A 16,323-nucleotide genomic window follows, 5' to 3' on the forward strand; every position below is an offset into this window, starting at 1 on the left:
TGTTCAACCGAAACACCAGTCTGCTGGCTGGAATGAGTGATGATCAGGCGCGTGCAGCACTGGCTAAAGCTCAGGCTGCTTACGTTGACTTAGCAGCCGGGAGCCATGGTGTTTCGTTTTCCTATACACAGGGTGACGGAACACGCTCCGTGTCCTATCAACAAACCACACTGTCAGAACTATTAGGGCTAATTCAGCTTCTACAGGCGTATCTGGGTATTGTCGTGAGGCCACGTAAGCCAGTGAGGTTTCGATTCTGATGAATAAAGTACAAATACTTGGTCCGGATGGTACCCCGTATCGCGCACCGCGGCCCAGTATGCTGACGGGCGGCAGCCGGGTACCTTATGACGCCGCCGATTCATTTAGTGATCAGCTGGCGAACTGGCAGCCGGCGCTATGGTCGCCAGACAATGAAATCAACATCTATCGCGATCGTATCGTTTCGCGTGCCCGAGATTTGGTACGTAACGATGGTTGGGCGAATGGCGCTGTTACCCGCCTTCTGGATAACGCTGTCGGTGCCAATTTCAGGCCCATCATGAAACCCGATTACCGGGTGCTGCGTATGGTCACCGGTAATAAAGCCTTTGATTCAACATGGGCAGAAGAGTACGGCAAAGCGCTGGAGGCGCACTGGCGAACCTGGGCGTACGACACAGGGAGGTACTGCGATGTTGAACGCAAATTAACCGTGCCTCAGATGTTGCGCCTGGCCTTTCGCCACAAGCTGATTGACGGGGACGCGCTGATGGTACTCCAGTACCGGCCTGACCGGCTGGGACGGGGCAGGGGACGATATGCCACCACGGTTCAGGTCGTCGATCCTGACAGGCTAAGTAACCCACAGCAGAATTTCGACATGCCAAATATTCGCGGCGGCGTGGAGATTGATGCGGACGGTGCACCGGTTGCTTATCACATCCGCGAGGCGCATATCGGCGACTGGTGGAGTGGCGCCAAAACTATGACCTGGCGACGCATACCCCGCGAAACGAACTGGGGACGTCCGCATGTTGTCCATGATTTCGATCATGAGCGGGGAGCCCAGCACCGTGGCAATGGCATCCTGACACCTGTCATTCAGCGGCTGAAGATGCTAGTGAAATACGACCAGAGCGAACTGGAAGCCGCTATTTTGAATGCCATTTTTGCAGCCTATATCGAGTCACCGTACGATTCCGAAATGGTTCAGGCTGCGATGGGGGAAAGCTTTGACGACACCAGTCTTGGAGCCTATCAGGACGGCCGTGTGGAGTTTCACAATGACCGCCGACTGACCCTGCAAAACGGCGCCCGGATGCCGATTCTTTATCCCGGTGAAAAAATCACAACGGTTAACGCCGCACGGCCGTACAGCAACTTTGAAGTATTTGAATCCGCTGTGCTGCGTAATTTCTCGTCCGGTACCGGGCTTTCTCCGCAACAGGTTACACAGGACTGGTCTGATGTTAACTACAGCTCCGCTCGTTCGTCCTTACTGGAAGCCTGGAAGACACTGACACGGCGACGGGATGATTTTTCCATGGGGACGGCGCAGCCTGTTCTGACGGCGTTTGTTGAGGAAGTTCACGACAATGAAGACCTGCCGTTGCCTTCAGGTGCGCCTGATTTTGTCGAGGCCCGTGCCGCCTATTCCCGCGCGCGCTGGATGGGGCCGGGACGGGGCTGGGTAGACCCGGTTGCTGAGAAAAAAGGCGCCATTCTGGGTCTGGATGCAGGGCTTTCCACGCTTGAAATTGAAGTGGGGGAAAACGTCGGTGAGGACTGGGAGGAGGTGCTTGATCAGCGTCAGTTGGAGATTGAATCCTGCCTGAAGCGTGGCCTTCCATTACCCAGTTGGGCGCAGGCGGATCAGTTCGCCAGCGAGACAATCAAAGATCCGGAGGAAAAGTGAATCTACCCCATCTGGCTCAGCGGCTGTTTAATACGCCGCTGGCTCTTCACCCAAATAAAGCCGAGGTCATCATGGCCGCGGTTATGGACCGGTTTGGTATAAGCAGAATCGAATCCTCTCTGGCGATGGAAGACGATGACTGGTACGGCTACGACGGCAACCGCAGTCGGGAGTCAAAGCGTGATCCTGGATACGACAACGTAGGCGGGATTGCTGTTATCCCGGTTTGCGGCACTCTGGTTCAAAAGCTGGGATGCCTGAGGCCGTATAGCGGCATGACCGGTTATGACGGCATCCGCCAGTCATTTCTGACCGCGCTGGCCGACCCGGAAGTTAACGGCATCTGCCTGGATATTGATTCGCCCGGCGGTGAAGTGGCCGGGTGCTTTGATCTCGTGGATGAAATCTACAACGCCCGGGGCACGAAACCCATCCATGCCATTCTGACCGAAAATGCGTATTCCGCAGCGTATGCGATTGCCAGCGCAGCTGACCGTATTTCCGTTCCCAGAACCGGCGGTGTGGGTTCAGTCGGCGTCATCACCATGCATCTGGACTGGACGCAGCGAATTAAAGACGACGGTCTGAAAGTGACGATCATTACCTTCGGAAGTCGTAAAGCAGAAGGCTCGCCATTACGGGAACTCTCTGAAGAGGCCTTCAATGCCATCCAGCAGGACATTAACGCGATGGGGGAATTGTTTGTGAATACCGTCGCCAGGAATCGCGGGATTAGCGCGAAGGTGATTAAAAGTACTCAGGCTGCCTGTTTTATGGCTGCTGATGGTGTGGAAATTGGACTGGCTGATGAGGTGTGTACGCCTGATGCTGCATTCAGACATTTACTCGAAAAAACAGGAGCCTGAAATGGCAAAGAAACCATTTAGTTTTGCACACCTTCTCGGACGTGGCGCGTCGGCATCCGAAGAGGAAGAGGATAAAAAGGCCAAAAAGGCGAAAGCGCGTCGCGCGGAAGAAGACGAGCGCGATGATGATGCGGAAGACGATGAGCGTGACGACGACGCTGAAGAAGACGAACGCGACGACGATGCGGAAGATGAAGGCGACGATCCGGATGCTTCCGAAGAGGATGATTCCGACGATGACGACGACCGCAAAGAAGGCAAAGCGGCTAAAAGTGCCCGCATTGCTGAGCGTAAACGTTGCGCCCGCATCTTCGGCAGTAAGCACGCCGCGGCAAATCCGTCACTGGCCGCTTCACTCGCATTCAATACCGGGATGAGCTCTTCCGCCGCTATCGATGTTCTGGCATCCACGGCGCCAGCCTCGCAACCACAGGCAACGCGCGGGCGCTCTCTCGATCAGCGTATGCAGGAAAGCCATGATGTCCGGCTTGGGCAGGATGGAGGGAAACCAGCCAGCGGTAAATCGGCACTGGTGAGCAAAATGACCAGTCTCTACAACTCCACTAAAGGAGAGAAATAATGGATCAGTTTGGTCAGAATCAGTTCGCCCCGGGTATGAAAAGCTCGTTGTTTTTACCCGACCAGCTTATTGCGGGCACGCTCCAGCTGGTTACCGATTCCGGCATTATTACCGGCGGTACCTATAAGCGCGGAACGGTACTGGGGATGGTCACCGCCAGCGGGAAGTATAAACTGAGTGTGAAGACGGCAACCGATGGTAGCGAAACTCCGGTGGCGATTCTGGTTGATAATGTTGATGCGTTAACTGCAGATCAGAACGGCGGCCTGTACCTGATGGGCGAGTTCAACCAGAACCACATTATCTTTGATAACTCCTGGACCGTTCCGGCATTGAAAGCTGCTCTACGTCCGCTGGCTATTTTCCTGAAAGACAGTATCCAGGCTCCTGTAGCCGCTTCCTGATTTAACCCTCTTGCCACCTGATTCAATGCTTTAAAAGGCAGGGGCTGACTCATTCCAATCTTTGCCAGCGCATAGCTGGCATTATAAAGAGACTGAATATGGACAATATTTTTGATACCAGTGTGCTGGTAGGGGTAGTACCCAACCTGATGACCAGCCAGAACTGGTTACTGGATCGCTTCTTCCCGAATGTCGTGACTTATGAGACCGAAGAGGTGGCGATTGACGTTGATGTTGGTCTGCGTCGTATGGCGCCGTTTGTCTCTCCACTGGTAGAAGGCAAGATTGTAGAAAGCCGTAAATACCAGACTAATACCTTTAAACCTGCCTATATCAAGGATTTGCGTGCGCCAGACCTTCGCAAACCTATTCGCCGTCAGATTGGTGAACGTATTGGCGGTGAATTTACTGCCGGTGAGCGTGAAATGCTCAACCTGCAGTTCGAAATGGCAGACCAGATCGACATGATTCAACGTCGTCTGGAATGGATGGCCTCCAGCGCGCTGGTATCTGGTACGGTAACTGTCGCCGGTGAAGGATATGAAACCAAAGTTGTTAACTTTGGGCGATCTTCAGATTTGACGATTACTTTGAGCGGCGCTGATAAATGGCCTCAGTCTGTCGCTGCCGGAGCAACGAATACCCAGCCCTCTGATGATATTGAAGAGTGGCAGACTCTCATCCTGAAGAACTCAGGTGCAGTGCCAACTGACCTTGTTTTCACTAACAAATCATGGCGGGCATTCCGTCTGGATACCACCATCAAAGATAACGCCATCACTTTCCCTGCGCTAAGTCCGTTTGGTAACCAGGTTAATGCTGGCGCTCAGGTGAATAAAGGTGCGGTCTATAAAGGACGCTGGGGTAACTTTGATCTCTGGTTGTATAACGACTGGTACATTGACCCGCTGGATAATGTTGAAAAACCCATGATCCCGGATGGCGCTGTCATTATGAGCGGCGCTGACCTGATGGGGACCCGCGCCTTTGGCGTCATTCTGGATCCGGAGTTCAACTATGGCCCGCTGGCGTACGCACCCAAGTCCTGGGTTGAAAAGAATCCAGCACAACGCCTCATCCTGATGCAGTCCTCCCCGCTGGTTATTCCGAGCCGGGTGAACGCATCCCTCTGCGCAACGGTGGTCTGATATGGCTAAAACAACCAAAACCGGGTCGGTGGATGACCTGAATGCGGAAGGCACCGCCGAAGAAGGCCTGAATGTTGACGATCTGAATGCAGGCGGCATCGTTCAGGATAACCAACAGCATGACGAAAAAGACGGTGATTCAGTAGAGGATGCGGATAGCGATGAAGATGAAACCGCTGCCCCTGAATACGTAGTTCTGAAGGGGAACTGCATTCGCCATGACGGCGAGATTTACCGCGAAAATCTGCGTATTCCGGTCTCCGGTAAGGACGCCGAACGTCTGCTGGCTGCAGGTGTGATCGCCGATGTTCAGGTTCTTCGGCAGCGTGCGTTATCTGCTGCGCGTGGCGTGAAAATTACTACGGAGTAAGCGCGATGGGAGTGGACTGGGATTTACACCTGTTGAGTCCGCTACATGGCGTCTTCGGCGATGAACACGAGTACCGTCCCAAAGACGGTACTACTCCTTTCACGATTAACGGCATTTTTGACCGTGGGTATGCCCAGGCTGCTGAAAACCTCGATGGCGACTCAGTGATTAACACGTCCAGTCCGATGCTCGGTGTGCGTGATGCCGAGTTCCGCCAGTTGGGTAAACCTCAGCCTGAAGTATCGGACCGGGTGTTTATTAAAACCGTCGGTGGCCACGTCATTAATCAGTTATTCGTGGTGGCCAATGTCGAGCCTGACAGTCATGGCGGATCCCGCCTTGTTCTCAATGTGGTGAAAACACGATGAATGCATCAGCTATTCGCAAAATGGTGGTGACGGCGTTGTCCGGTCACACCGATGCCGGCGACCGCGTTTATTCGCCGCGGGACTGGCCAACCTCAGCAGCGCTCTATCCGGCGCTGCTGGTTCAGACCCCGTTCGACCATAAAAAGGCGCAGGGGCGGAATACGCCGGCGTTCACCACGGTGACCACCGTCCGTATCACTGGCCGCGTACAGGAATATGACGGGGAAACCGATGATGATGGCGCCATGCGGGCAGAGGTGGCTCTGGAGGACCTGCGCGAGCAGGTGGAAAGGGCGGTCATCAACAGCTACGAGCTCACCCGTAAAATCCAGAAGTACGCGGAAGTCCGTTCGACGATTAATGTTGACGGCGAGGGGGAAGCGCATTTGGGCCAGCTGCTGTTCGAAATCGATATCGAACATTATCAGGGGCCGGAAGATTTTTATCCCATCAACCCGCCTCCGCTGGAGGGGATCGATATCACCGTTGAAATGCCGGATGGCACCCCGCGCCCGCGCCTCAGTATTAACCTGCAGGAGTAATCAATGTTTGTAAAACCAAAAGACGGGCTTAGCGTTCGCTGCCCCGTCCGGGGAGAGCCTTTGCCCCAAGAGGGCGGGGAAGTTCCGGATAATACGTTCTGGCGCCGCCGGTTAAAGGATGGCGATGTCAGCCTGGTGCTGGAAAAAGGTGTGAAGAACACCGCTAAAAAAGAGGACGCTTAAATGACCGTTCCGTTTTCACGCGTACCCGGTAACCTCCGGCCGCCGTTGTTTTACGTCGAGTTCGACAACTCCATGGCCAATACGGCGACGGCGACGCAACGAACATTGCTGATTGGCCAGATGCTGGCTGCTGGTTCGACGCAGGTCAATATTCCCGTTAAAGTTTCCTCCGCCAATGGTGTTAGTGAACTGACCGGCAAGGGCTCGCAGTTGCATGGCATGATGACGGCCTATCAGAAGAATGATACGTCCGCTGAAATCTGGATCCTGCCGCTGGCGGACGACTCCGGGTCAATGACGGCCGCGAAGGGGAGTATTAAGGTTGCGTCACAGGCGTCAGAGACGGGCGTAATCTCTCTCTACCTCGCGGGGATCCGCGTGCAGCTCACCGTGCTGGCAACCGATACACCGGCGCAAATTGCGGCGGCACTGGTGGCTGCTATCGCCAAAAAAACCGACCTCCCGGTAACCGCTGCCGTAAAATCTGATGCGACGGATACGGTTGAACTGACGGCTAAAAATGCGGGGCTCCTCGGTAACGGGATTGATATTCGCCTCAACTATCTGGGGACGCAGGGTGGTGAAGTGACGCCGACTGGTCTGACGTTGACGGTGACAGCCATGACGGGCGGCGCAGGCGCGCCGGATTTTGTGGATGCCCTCGGCAACCTGCAGGATAAAACGTTCGATTTCATCATCAATCCCTACGACGATACGGCCTCTCTTGATGCCATGAAGGCGTTCCTGAACGACGCTTCCGGCCGCTGGGCGTGGGATAAGCAGCTCTACGGGCACGCCTTTGGAACAACATCGGGAACCTATGCTGAGTTGGGTACGAAAGGTGAGGCCCGAAATAACCAGCATGAAACACTGCTGGGTGTCTATCGCTCTCCAACGCCTCGTTATATCTGGTCTGCCGCGCTGACTGGCGCCATTGCCCCGAGTCTGCGTAATGATCCGGGCCGTCCGCTGCAGAGCCTGCCAGTTTATGGCGTGCTGGCGCCTGATCTGCAGGACCGTTTCGAACTCACTGAGCGTAACAACCTGCTGTACAGCGGCATTTCAACGTATACCGTCGCCGACGACGGAACGGTCAACGTGGAAAACATCATCACCACCTACCAGAAAAACAGTTACGGCGATGAAGACGACAGCTACCTGCAGGTGGAAACGTTGTTCAGTCTGATGTTCGTGACCCGCTATCTGCGCACGGCAGTGACAAGCAAGTTTGGGCGTATGAAACTGGCCGCCGACGGTACCCGTTTTGCACCCGGCCAGCCGATTGTCACGCCCAACATCATCAAAGCTGACCAGATCGCCGTATACCAGACACTGGTGTTTAACGGTTATGCCCAGGATGCTGAAGCGTTCGCGAAAAATATTATCGTGGAACAAAATGCGTCCAATCCGAACCGCGTTGACGTGCTGTGGCCGGGAACGCTCATCAATCAGCTGCGCATTTTTGCGCTGCTTAACCAGTTCCGCCTGCAGGCGCAGTCAACAGATACAGGAGCATAAATCATGGCTGATACCTCAAACCGCCTGGCTGGCACCGCCTACGTCACTGTGGACGGTGTTTCAGTCATGGTGGAGGGTTCCTTTAAATACCAGCCGTCTACTGTTAACCGCTCGACGCTGACGGGTATGGATGGTGTTCATGGTTATAAGGAAAAACCGGTTGCCGGGTATATTTCAGCACGTCTGCGTGACAGCGGCGGCACCAGTATCCGGGGTTTTAACGGGCAGACCAACGTTAACGTGATTGCCGAACTGGCGAACGGGAAAACGATTATTGGTCGCGCGCTCTGGACGGTAAACGTTCAGGAAGTGGAAAGCGAAGATGCAGTGTTCGATGTTCGCTGGGAAGGCCGCGACGTTACGGAGAATTAATGTATGGCAGAATTAGAACGTACGAAGACCATTATTCTGACCGTCCCCCTGGACGATACCGCGCAAAAAATACGTTATGAGCAACTGGAGCTGCAGGCCCCCACGCTGACTCAGGTTGAGAAGTTCTACGAAAAACAGGAATCCTCCACCTCGATTGCTGCAATGCGCTTGCTGATCGCCCTTGTGGCAGACACCCGGGAAAGCGTACTGGCGCCGATGGACTATGTGGATTTCTGCAAGTGTAAGGAGTATCTGCTCGGTTTTTTGAACTGGAAGCCCTGACCGCGTGGCAGGAGGTGGCGGCGGACGTCACCTTCTATTTCGGGTGGAGCGACGAACGGGCGTGGGGTATGACCCAGAAACGGCTGCTCTGGTGGGTGGCGCAGGCAAACCGAATCAATAAACTGAAGTCCGGAGGTCAGGACGATGAGTAACTCATTCGATTTCGAGCTGATTGCGGACGACAGGGTCAGCGCCACCATTGATGAAATCAACGAGGCCATTAAAAACCTGCTCCCTCAACTGGATGAGACGCAGGAAAAGCTTAACCTCGGCGGTGATGAGACGGTTGATAGTCTGGATGATGTCGGCGGACGACTGGATAAAATGGCCCGTAGTGCACGGGATAACGTCCAGTTCATCGGAGATATCATTCCTCCACTGAAGATCGTCGGTGAGCTGGCAGATAAAGTGGCTACCTTTGGCGCGGCCGGCGTTGTCGGATACGGCATAAAAAAGGTTGCCGACGGTTTCAGGGACGCGGCAAAAGAGGCTTACAACCTCGAAACACACGCGCAGAACACCGCTATGAGCGTTAAAGATTTCTCGGCACTATCCGGGGCATTACGTATTCTTGGTACAGATAGTGAGACCGCAGCCGCATCAATTGAGAGCGTCTTTAAATCCCTGAATGAGGCCGCCAGCGGGTCTAATGCGGGAGTTACGGGCGCGATGGCGCAAATTGGCGCTCAGATAGTCAAAAATAAAGATGGCTCCCTTGATCTGCTGAGCACACTTAACTCTATTTCCGGCGCCCTTCAAAACTGGAGCCCATCGCAACAAAAATCATTCGCTAATGCTGTCGGGCTAACCCCTGAGATGTTGACACTGTTACGTGAAGGCTCAAAGTATGCCGGACTGTTGGCAAAAGCAGAGAAGTTTGGCCTGACTGTTGACCCAGAACTAAATAAACAACTTTCTGATGTCAACGTGACGATGAATGAGTTGGGTGCTGCCTGGGATGGGCTAATCAATAAGGCAGAAAAAAAGGTTCTGAAATTTGTCATGTCTGACGGATCCGTTAAGAACGGACTGGAAGGTATAACAGACTTGCTCATCAACGGTGATTTTACTGCTCTGTCTCACGCAGTGGGCTTTATCAATACCGATGAGGCTGAAAAGTTACGTCGCATCCAGGGCAATAAAGACCTTTATAATACACTGAGCCGAAGCGAACGTGGGGCGGTTGATGCCGGCTTTATGACGGATGCTGTTCGTAAACGTTATGATGCCGAGTATGGCGCGATGGATGCGGCAGATCGCTTACGTAGCGACATGTCGGTGATAATGCCGCAAAATGTCCCCGGTAATGAAAAAATACCTTATCGACAAAACGACAACACCAGCCAGTATGACGATCTCCTCAGCGAGGCGGGTAGAAAGTACGGCGTTGACCCCCGCCTATTGAAAGCCATCATGAAGCAAGAATCTGCTGGCGACCCATATGCTGTTAGTCGAGCCGGAGCCCGCGGACTTATGCAGATTATGCCTTCTAATTTTAAGTCAACCGGGATTACAGACTGGACCGATCCCCGACAGAATATTTATGCTGGCGCGCAGATTATGGCGGAAAACATGCAGAATGCAGGGGGTAACATCCCGTTAGCGTTACGCTACTATAATGGTGGCTATGATAAGCGTCGCTGGGGGCGGGAGAATGCAGCTTATCCCGGTGCGGTTTTGGGACATTATCAGAATATTATCAGCGGCGATTCTGGGGGTACCTCATCTGGCAGCATTATTCAATCCGCGCAGAATACAGGCCCTGTATCTGTGAACGACATTACCAAATCATTCAAAAGCGCTATGGAAGATAACAAGCTGAAGCTCGAAATTACCATGGTCAGTGAGAAGGGGGATCGGAAGGTTTTTGAAAGCCAGGATGGTGGGCGGATAACGCTACCCATGAGCTATTAGTGATAGATGACAAAGTTTGCATGGAGAGGCAAACTATCAACACCCTGGGTAATAATTAAAAGGTTGGTTGATATGAGTGTTTATCAAGGTATCATTGTCTTGTTGGTATTGTTCGTTATTTGCCTGATTATGTCTTTTGGAAAAGTAAAGAGCAGAAAACGGACCTTAGCAAGAATTATCACTAGCTGTATCTTTGTTGTGTTTGTCGGAGTTTTCGCACTGTTCAAAAATGAATTATCTGAATTGGATAAATGCAAACAAAGCTACCATGGTTTTTATGTCAGTAATTCTTTGTGTTACAACACAACAAATGTGTCCCATGATTACCTAGAAGGGCATGGGGTTAACATTTCTGCAGTTATGTACTTATCCGAGAAAACAGCGGAGATAATAACGACAGATGGTCGCACTATAATAGTTGCCAAGTCGCCTGATGGCTTCTCCTTCTTTCCGCAGCGTTAGTTTCAGTAAAGATATCTATCACCGCAAACCGCTACAATGTTGGCGGTTTTTTTATACCTGGAGTTCAAATGCCGATTATTCAGGATGCGATTTCGTCGCTGATGGGCGGCGACGCCAGTGATGACTGGCAGAGTAAGTTGCAACCCTCCAGTTTCCGGGGTGTCCCGTTTGCCGTTATTGCTGAGGAAGGCAGTCACGGACGCCGGCAGGCAGTACATGAGTACCCCTATCGCGACACTGCCTGGATAGAGGATATGGGACGCGGTGTCCGTCGGATTGTTATTCGTGGCTTCCTCATTCAGGACAGTCAGATGTATGGCGGCGGGGATGTTATTACCCAGCGTCAGGCGCTCATCACTGCATGTGAAGAGAAAGGCGCAGGCACATTGATTCACCCGACTCTGGGTGAAATGACGGTGGCTATACCGGAAAACGGGCTTCGGCTTTCCGGTTCTGCAGATGCAGGCCGTGTTTTTGAATTCACGTTGATGGCGATCGAGTCAGGGCTAAAGGTTTTTGCGGTCACCGGCAGCAGTGCGGCAGGAAAATCTGTTCGCACAAATTACCTGAAGTTGGTCAGCACCACTGTATTAAGCACCATCGCACGGATTAAAGGTGAAGTCCGTGGCGTGACGCAGGCGATAAAAACCATCAGGAACACGATCGCTTTCTGGACAAATATGGTGGACAGCACCACCAATGAAGTGACGAATGTCAGCAACGTTCTCAAATCAACGTTCGGTAATCAGCGCTACGGGCGCTATAGCAAGGGGGAAGTAGGTGGCAGCTCATCAGGTGTAAACGGTAGCATCTCTGCCGATGACACCGATGATTTTGAATCACTTTCCGCGCAGGTATCAGCCAGCGCTATCATGGACCGTCAGGGGATTTTTGATACCGTCACCGGACTGAATAGCTCTGCCACGGTTGATGAGTTTGTGCAACGTACTGCTGACGTTATCAACGCTATCCTCAACTGCACCGGTGGTGTTAATGAGCGGATAACTGCGCTGGAGGAGTTGGCCAACGCCACCAGTTCAGAATATCAGCAGTCGTCAGCTGGCGCGGATATAGCGGAAAGCGTCAATGTTCTCATCATTGTTCTGTGCAGCGGGGCAATGGCGGCAGCGGCCGCTGAATCAAACCCGACGAGTCGCAACGAAGCAGAGCAGATAACCCGCCGGGTTTCAGACCAACTGGATGCTGCCCTACTGGCGACAGGTGACCGCGCCGACGATGAACTCTACAGTTCATTGTTGCTGGTCAGGTCGTCATTTCTCGACACCATGTCGTCGCTTTCAGCCAGTTTAAGCGAGCTCATGCAGTTCAATTCCGCGCAACCACTCCCCGCGCTGACGCTGGCTAATCGGTTATATCAGAATGTTGGGCGCGCTGATGAGCTGATTCAGGAATCAGACGTACCGCACCCGGCGTTTATGCCTGTTTCGATGAGGGTGTTACGACAATGAGCGATGATCAGGATGTAGTCACGCTGACAGTCGGTGACAAAAAAATAGAGGGCTGGGATTCAGCCCGCGTAACGCGATCTGTTGAGCGCTTCCCGTCTGATTTTAGCCTAGGACTTCTGGACTATTACCCGGGCACCTACGAAAAGCAGCTGGTGGTTGAGGGGGCGCCCTGTGAAGTTCATTTCGGTGAGGACCCGGTGATAACGGGTTATGTTGACAGCTGGGAACCCGCGATAACGAGAGCCCGGCATGAGGTACAGGCGAACGGACGCAGCAAATGTCAGGATCTGGTGGACTGTTCTGCCGAGTGGCCTAACAACGTCATCAACCGAAGTAATGCGCTGAATATCGCTTCCCGTCTGGCTTCATGGTACGGCATTAAAGTTTCATCCGATGTGGATGATATGGTGGAGGTGCCTCAGTTCACGATTAACTGGGGGGAGTCGCCACAGGAAATCATCGAGCGAGTATCCAGGTGGTCGGCGCTACTCTATTACGATTTGCCCGACGGAAACCTGCTGCTCACGCGCGTAGGAACCCGACGGGCGGCCAGTGGAGTGGCGGAAGGCGAGAACGTCGAGCAGGCGTACTACCGCGCCGATATGTCGGAACGATTCTCTGATTATGTTGGCGTTTCGATGAGCGTTTCGCCGATCGCCGGATTTTCTCCTGATACGGCCTATGATTCGGTGACGCTGGCCACCGCCCGGGATCCTGAGGCGGCCGGTATGCGATACCGCAAACGCATCGTTATCGTTGAAAGCACGCTGATGGCGTCGCGGCAGGCGCAGCGCGCCATCGACTGGGAGATGAACCGCCGTTATGGCCGTTCGAAGCAGTTAAGCGTCACAGTAGACAGTTGGCGGGATAAGGCCGGGAAGCTGTGGGAGCCAAATACGCTGATCCCGGTGAATCTCCCCACCCTCAGGTTACCAAACACTGAATTGCTGATAGCCGAAGTCACGTTTATGCGGGACAGCGATGGTACGCATGCCCGGTTGACGCTGATGCCGCCAGAGGCGTTTGCGGTGCAGCCCTATGCATTTTACCAGCAGATAGCAGGATTCAGCCAATGAACCAGTTTCGACATATTGCAAACCGTATTGCCAGCATGCTGGGCGTGGGGCGAGTTACTGCGATGCAGGACGGCGGTGGAACCCAGTCCGTGCAGTATCAGACCCCGCTCGAGGTCGCCAGCGCCCACCGGCTGGCCGAATTTGGGTTTTCCTCCGGGCTTCCCGTTGGTACCGATGTCGTGCTGGCGTTCCTGGGCGGTGATCGTTCGAACCCGGTAGTCATCGCGACCAACCATCAGGGGTACCGCCATTCAGATCTGACCCCCGGTGAAACGGTAATGTACAACCAGTGGGGTCTGTACATCCAGTTGACGGAGGACGGTATCAGCATCGATGCAAAAGGCCAGGACGTCACCGTCAATAACGCAAAAAATCTGACAGCTACCGCGACAGAACAGGTGAAACTCATTACACCTAAATTACTGGTTACCGGTGATGTGATTGATAACTGTGAAACCAACGACAAAACTCTGAAACAACTACGGGACGCATATAACGAGCACGATCACGAAGTGAAAGGGGTTGAACAAGGTAACGACGCCGTAACCAGCGAGAAACCGGGGGAACAGGTATGAGTGATATTTCATCATTCTGGAATGTCGATGCGCTTCATGCTGACTGGCGTACCGATCCTGGCGCGCTGGAAACCGGCAATGATCTGCAAACTGCAATCATCCTCAGTTTGTTCACAGATCGCCTTGCCCGCCGGGACGACGCTTATGACGGTAGTGATCGCCGCGGCTGGTGGGGAGACTCAGACGCCGATACGCAACTGGGTAGCCGGCTGTGGTTGCTGCGTCGAGAAAAACTGACGACCAATGTTGCCATACGGGCAGAAGAGTACGCAAAAGAGGCCCTTGACTGGCTGAAAGGCGATGGTGTGGTCAGTGATATCAGTTGCACAACGCAGATCGTTATCCCGAACAGACTCAACCTGATTATTCGTTATCTGCCGCCGAATGGAGACTGGCAGGAGAGCGCATTTTTCTGGATCTGGGAGCAAATAAATAATGCCGTTTAAACGAAAAACGCTGAGTGAGCTGCGCGAAGAAAACCGGCAGTTTATGCAGGCAGAACTTAAAAATGTCGGTGCCTTGCTTCGCTTCGGAAATCTGAAGGTCATAGCGGATATGGATGCCGGCATGTCACATCTTCACTATGCGTACCTGGATTATATTGCCCTGCAGACGAACCCGTTCACCTCTACCGGCGAATGGCTGGCGGGCTGGATGGCTCTTAAACAGATCTATCGGAAAGCGGCCACAGCTTCCCGGTCACCGGTACTAAAGGCCACGGGAACTGTTGGGGCAGTTCTTCCTGCGGGTACTGTTCTGAACCGATCCGATGGTTATCAGTATGTCACTGATTCGGAGCTGACCATATCAGCCGCGAAAACCGGCACCACTTCTGCCACGGCTGTTTTGCCCGATATATCTGACGACGTAAGTGGCGGCGGAAGCGCAGGCAACGCTGATGCCGGCACATTGCTGACGCTGGATGCCAACGTGTCAGGTATCGATAATACGCTGACACTGATCGAGGCGGCAAGCGGCGGGGCAGACATCGAGAATGAAGATAATTTCCGGCAGCGCGGGCTGCAGGCATACCAGAACCCGCCTCAGGGTGGAAGTGACGCCGATTATAAAAAATGGGCGCTGGAAATCTCTGGCGTAACCCGTGCATGGGTAAAGCGGCGCGGAATGGGGGCGGGTACCGTCGTTATTTACATTATGTGTGATGGCAATGACACGACGAATAACGGTTTCCCGGTCGGGGCCGATGGGGTGTCATCGCTTGAAGACTGGGGTGCAATAAAAGCGACCGGCGATCAGGGAAGGGTGGCGGATTATATTTATCCTCTCCAGGCTGATACCGCGATTATTTACGCCTGCTCTCCAATAGAAAAAGTTGTCGACTTCACCATCTCAGGGATCCCGGACACAGACTCCGACACAGTGCAGGCAATAAAAGACGCTATTAATTTGCTATTTTTTGACAACGGAACGCCGGACGGGTCAGGAAAAATATATCTCTCAGATATTAACGGTGCGATTAGTCAGGTCGCCGGCACGACGGGATATGTGCTGGAATCACCCTCCCAGAACATCATTTTAGGGACGGGTGAGCTGCCATTGCTGGGGGCGGTTGATTTCACATGAGCCTTTATTCTGTTGATGACTATACGCGTGCTTTGGTTTCACTGTTGCCCACCGGCCTTGCATGGCCCCGTGATGTTGAAAGTACACAGTACGCGACGGTCAAATCTCTTGCACATTCATTTGCACGTTCTGACACTGATTCATTGGCGCTATTGTCAGGTGGCTTTCCTTCAACAGCACTGATGATGCTTTACGAATGGGAGCGTACACTCGGACTGCCTGATGATTGTGCTATTGGCGAAATTGATAGTATTGGCGCTCGCCAGAGAGCTGTTGTTTCAAAACTCATCAGCACTGGCGGCTTAAATCGTAATTACTACATCACTATAGCGGCTGCATTGGGTTATGACGTTACGATTATGCTGTTTCGCCCTGCAATGTGCGGAATGTCAGTATGTGGAGATGCAATAAATGGTGATGAATGGCCATATACCTGGCAGATAAACGTACCGGGTTCAACAGTAAGGTATGCGTACTCGGGGGAAACATATTGCGGTGACCCCCTGGCTTCGTGGGGTGATAAACAACTGGAATGTTCAATTAACAAGATAGCTCCTTCACATATTAATATCATTTTTACGTATGGACTGGAAGCTGAAATGAACACACCTTCATATCAGTCTGAATTTGACCGGTTAATGAATTATGTCTGGCCCGCCTTTGAGATCTAAATACTAATTTCTCATTATTTTATATTAAAGGTTGTAATATAT

The 16,323-nt window shown here is 53.0% G+C and carries 21 protein-coding genes; all 21 read left to right on the forward strand.

Annotated elements, in window-relative coordinates:
* The first annotated feature begins 32 nt into the window (after positions 1-32).
* The 21 genes from gpW (at position 33) to HV127_RS17310 (ending at position 16,281) form a co-directional block, all read left to right on the forward strand.
* Positions 33-260 carry a gpW family head-tail joining protein gene (gene gpW / locus HV127_RS17210; RefSeq protein WP_306673487.1) on the forward strand — a complete coding sequence of 76 codons (228 nt, stop codon included), beginning with the start codon at positions 33-35 and terminating at the stop codon, positions 258-260.
* Entirely contained in the window at positions 260-1,897 is a 1,638-nt protein-coding gene (locus HV127_RS17215; protein WP_182237492.1) for a phage portal protein, read from the forward strand. Before gpW ends, HV127_RS17215 begins: the two co-directional genes overlap by 1 nt.
* Positions 1,894-2,763 carry a S49 family peptidase gene (locus tag HV127_RS17220; RefSeq protein ID WP_136071012.1) on the forward strand — a complete coding sequence of 290 codons (870 nt, stop codon included), beginning with the start codon at positions 1,894-1,896 and terminating at the stop codon, positions 2,761-2,763. Before HV127_RS17215 ends, HV127_RS17220 begins: the two co-directional genes overlap by 4 nt.
* A 1-nt stretch (position 2,764) precedes the next feature.
* The gene (locus HV127_RS17225; RefSeq protein WP_182237494.1) at positions 2,765-3,343 is read left to right on the forward strand and encodes a hypothetical protein; all 579 of its coding nucleotides are present in this window, start codon (positions 2,765-2,767) and stop codon (positions 3,341-3,343) included.
* Complete coding sequence (locus HV127_RS17230; RefSeq protein WP_182237496.1) at positions 3,343-3,747, forward strand: head decoration protein; 405 nt, start codon at positions 3,343-3,345, stop codon at positions 3,745-3,747. The genes HV127_RS17225 and HV127_RS17230 overlap by 1 nt, the downstream gene beginning before the upstream one ends.
* Positions 3,748-3,845: 98 nt before the next feature.
* The gene (locus HV127_RS17235) at positions 3,846-4,895 is read left to right on the forward strand and encodes a major capsid protein (protein WP_182237498.1); all 1,050 of its coding nucleotides are present in this window, start codon (positions 3,846-3,848) and stop codon (positions 4,893-4,895) included.
* 1 nt (position 4,896) lies between these two features.
* Positions 4,897-5,265, forward strand: a complete 369-nt coding sequence (locus HV127_RS17240; protein WP_182237500.1) for a hypothetical protein — start codon at positions 4,897-4,899, stop codon at positions 5,263-5,265.
* A gap of 5 nt (positions 5,266-5,270) precedes the next feature.
* Positions 5,271-5,633, forward strand: a complete 363-nt coding sequence (locus HV127_RS17245; protein ID WP_182237502.1) for a hypothetical protein — start codon at positions 5,271-5,273, stop codon at positions 5,631-5,633.
* Entirely contained in the window at positions 5,630-6,175 is a 546-nt protein-coding gene (locus HV127_RS17250) for an ATP-binding protein (RefSeq protein ID WP_148852991.1), read from the forward strand. The genes HV127_RS17245 and HV127_RS17250 overlap by 4 nt, the downstream gene beginning before the upstream one ends.
* 3 nt (positions 6,176-6,178) lie before the next feature.
* Positions 6,179-6,358, forward strand: coding sequence for a DUF2635 domain-containing protein (locus HV127_RS17255; RefSeq protein WP_025713564.1), 180 nt, complete (start codon positions 6,179-6,181; stop codon positions 6,356-6,358).
* Entirely contained in the window at positions 6,359-7,876 is a 1,518-nt protein-coding gene (locus tag HV127_RS17260; RefSeq protein WP_182237504.1) for a phage tail sheath subtilisin-like domain-containing protein, read from the forward strand.
* Between the two features lie 3 nt (positions 7,877-7,879).
* Positions 7,880-8,248, forward strand: a complete 369-nt coding sequence (locus HV127_RS17265) for a phage tail tube protein (protein WP_182237506.1) — start codon at positions 7,880-7,882, stop codon at positions 8,246-8,248.
* 3 nt (positions 8,249-8,251) lie between these two features.
* Entirely contained in the window at positions 8,252-8,530 is a 279-nt protein-coding gene (locus HV127_RS17270) for a phage tail assembly protein (RefSeq protein WP_182237508.1), read from the forward strand.
* 144 nt (positions 8,531-8,674) lie between these two features.
* Entirely contained in the window at positions 8,675-10,444 is a 1,770-nt protein-coding gene (locus HV127_RS17275; protein ID WP_182237510.1) for a transglycosylase SLT domain-containing protein, read from the forward strand.
* Between the two features lie 72 nt (positions 10,445-10,516).
* Positions 10,517-10,906: a hypothetical protein gene (locus HV127_RS17280; RefSeq protein WP_182237512.1), complete on the forward strand. Its 390-nt coding sequence runs from the start codon at positions 10,517-10,519 to the stop codon at positions 10,904-10,906.
* A 68-nt stretch (positions 10,907-10,974) separates the two neighbouring features.
* Entirely contained in the window at positions 10,975-12,375 is a 1,401-nt protein-coding gene (locus tag HV127_RS17285; RefSeq protein ID WP_182237514.1) for a DNA circularization N-terminal domain-containing protein, read from the forward strand.
* The gene (locus tag HV127_RS17290) at positions 12,372-13,451 is read left to right on the forward strand and encodes a phage baseplate assembly protein (protein WP_182237516.1); all 1,080 of its coding nucleotides are present in this window, start codon (positions 12,372-12,374) and stop codon (positions 13,449-13,451) included. Before HV127_RS17285 ends, HV127_RS17290 begins: the two co-directional genes overlap by 4 nt.
* A complete protein-coding gene (locus HV127_RS17295) occupies positions 13,448-14,026 on the forward strand; it encodes a phage baseplate assembly protein (protein ID WP_228727473.1) in 579 nt (192 codons plus the stop codon). Before HV127_RS17290 ends, HV127_RS17295 begins: the two co-directional genes overlap by 4 nt.
* Positions 14,023-14,472 carry a phage GP46 family protein gene (locus HV127_RS17300; protein WP_182237518.1) on the forward strand — a complete coding sequence of 150 codons (450 nt, stop codon included), beginning with the start codon at positions 14,023-14,025 and terminating at the stop codon, positions 14,470-14,472. The genes HV127_RS17295 and HV127_RS17300 overlap by 4 nt, the downstream gene beginning before the upstream one ends.
* Positions 14,462-15,610 carry a baseplate J/gp47 family protein gene (locus HV127_RS17305; RefSeq protein WP_182237520.1) on the forward strand — a complete coding sequence of 383 codons (1,149 nt, stop codon included), beginning with the start codon at positions 14,462-14,464 and terminating at the stop codon, positions 15,608-15,610. The genes HV127_RS17300 and HV127_RS17305 overlap by 11 nt, the downstream gene beginning before the upstream one ends.
* A complete protein-coding gene (locus HV127_RS17310; RefSeq protein ID WP_182237521.1) occupies positions 15,607-16,281 on the forward strand; it encodes a putative phage tail protein in 675 nt (224 codons plus the stop codon). Before HV127_RS17305 ends, HV127_RS17310 begins: the two co-directional genes overlap by 4 nt.
* The last annotated feature ends 42 nt before the right edge of the window (positions 16,282-16,323 follow it).

It is taken from the genome of Klebsiella sp. RHBSTW-00215, assembly GCF_014103785.1.
In the GTDB taxonomy this organism is placed as follows: domain Bacteria; phylum Pseudomonadota; class Gammaproteobacteria; order Enterobacterales; family Enterobacteriaceae; genus Klebsiella.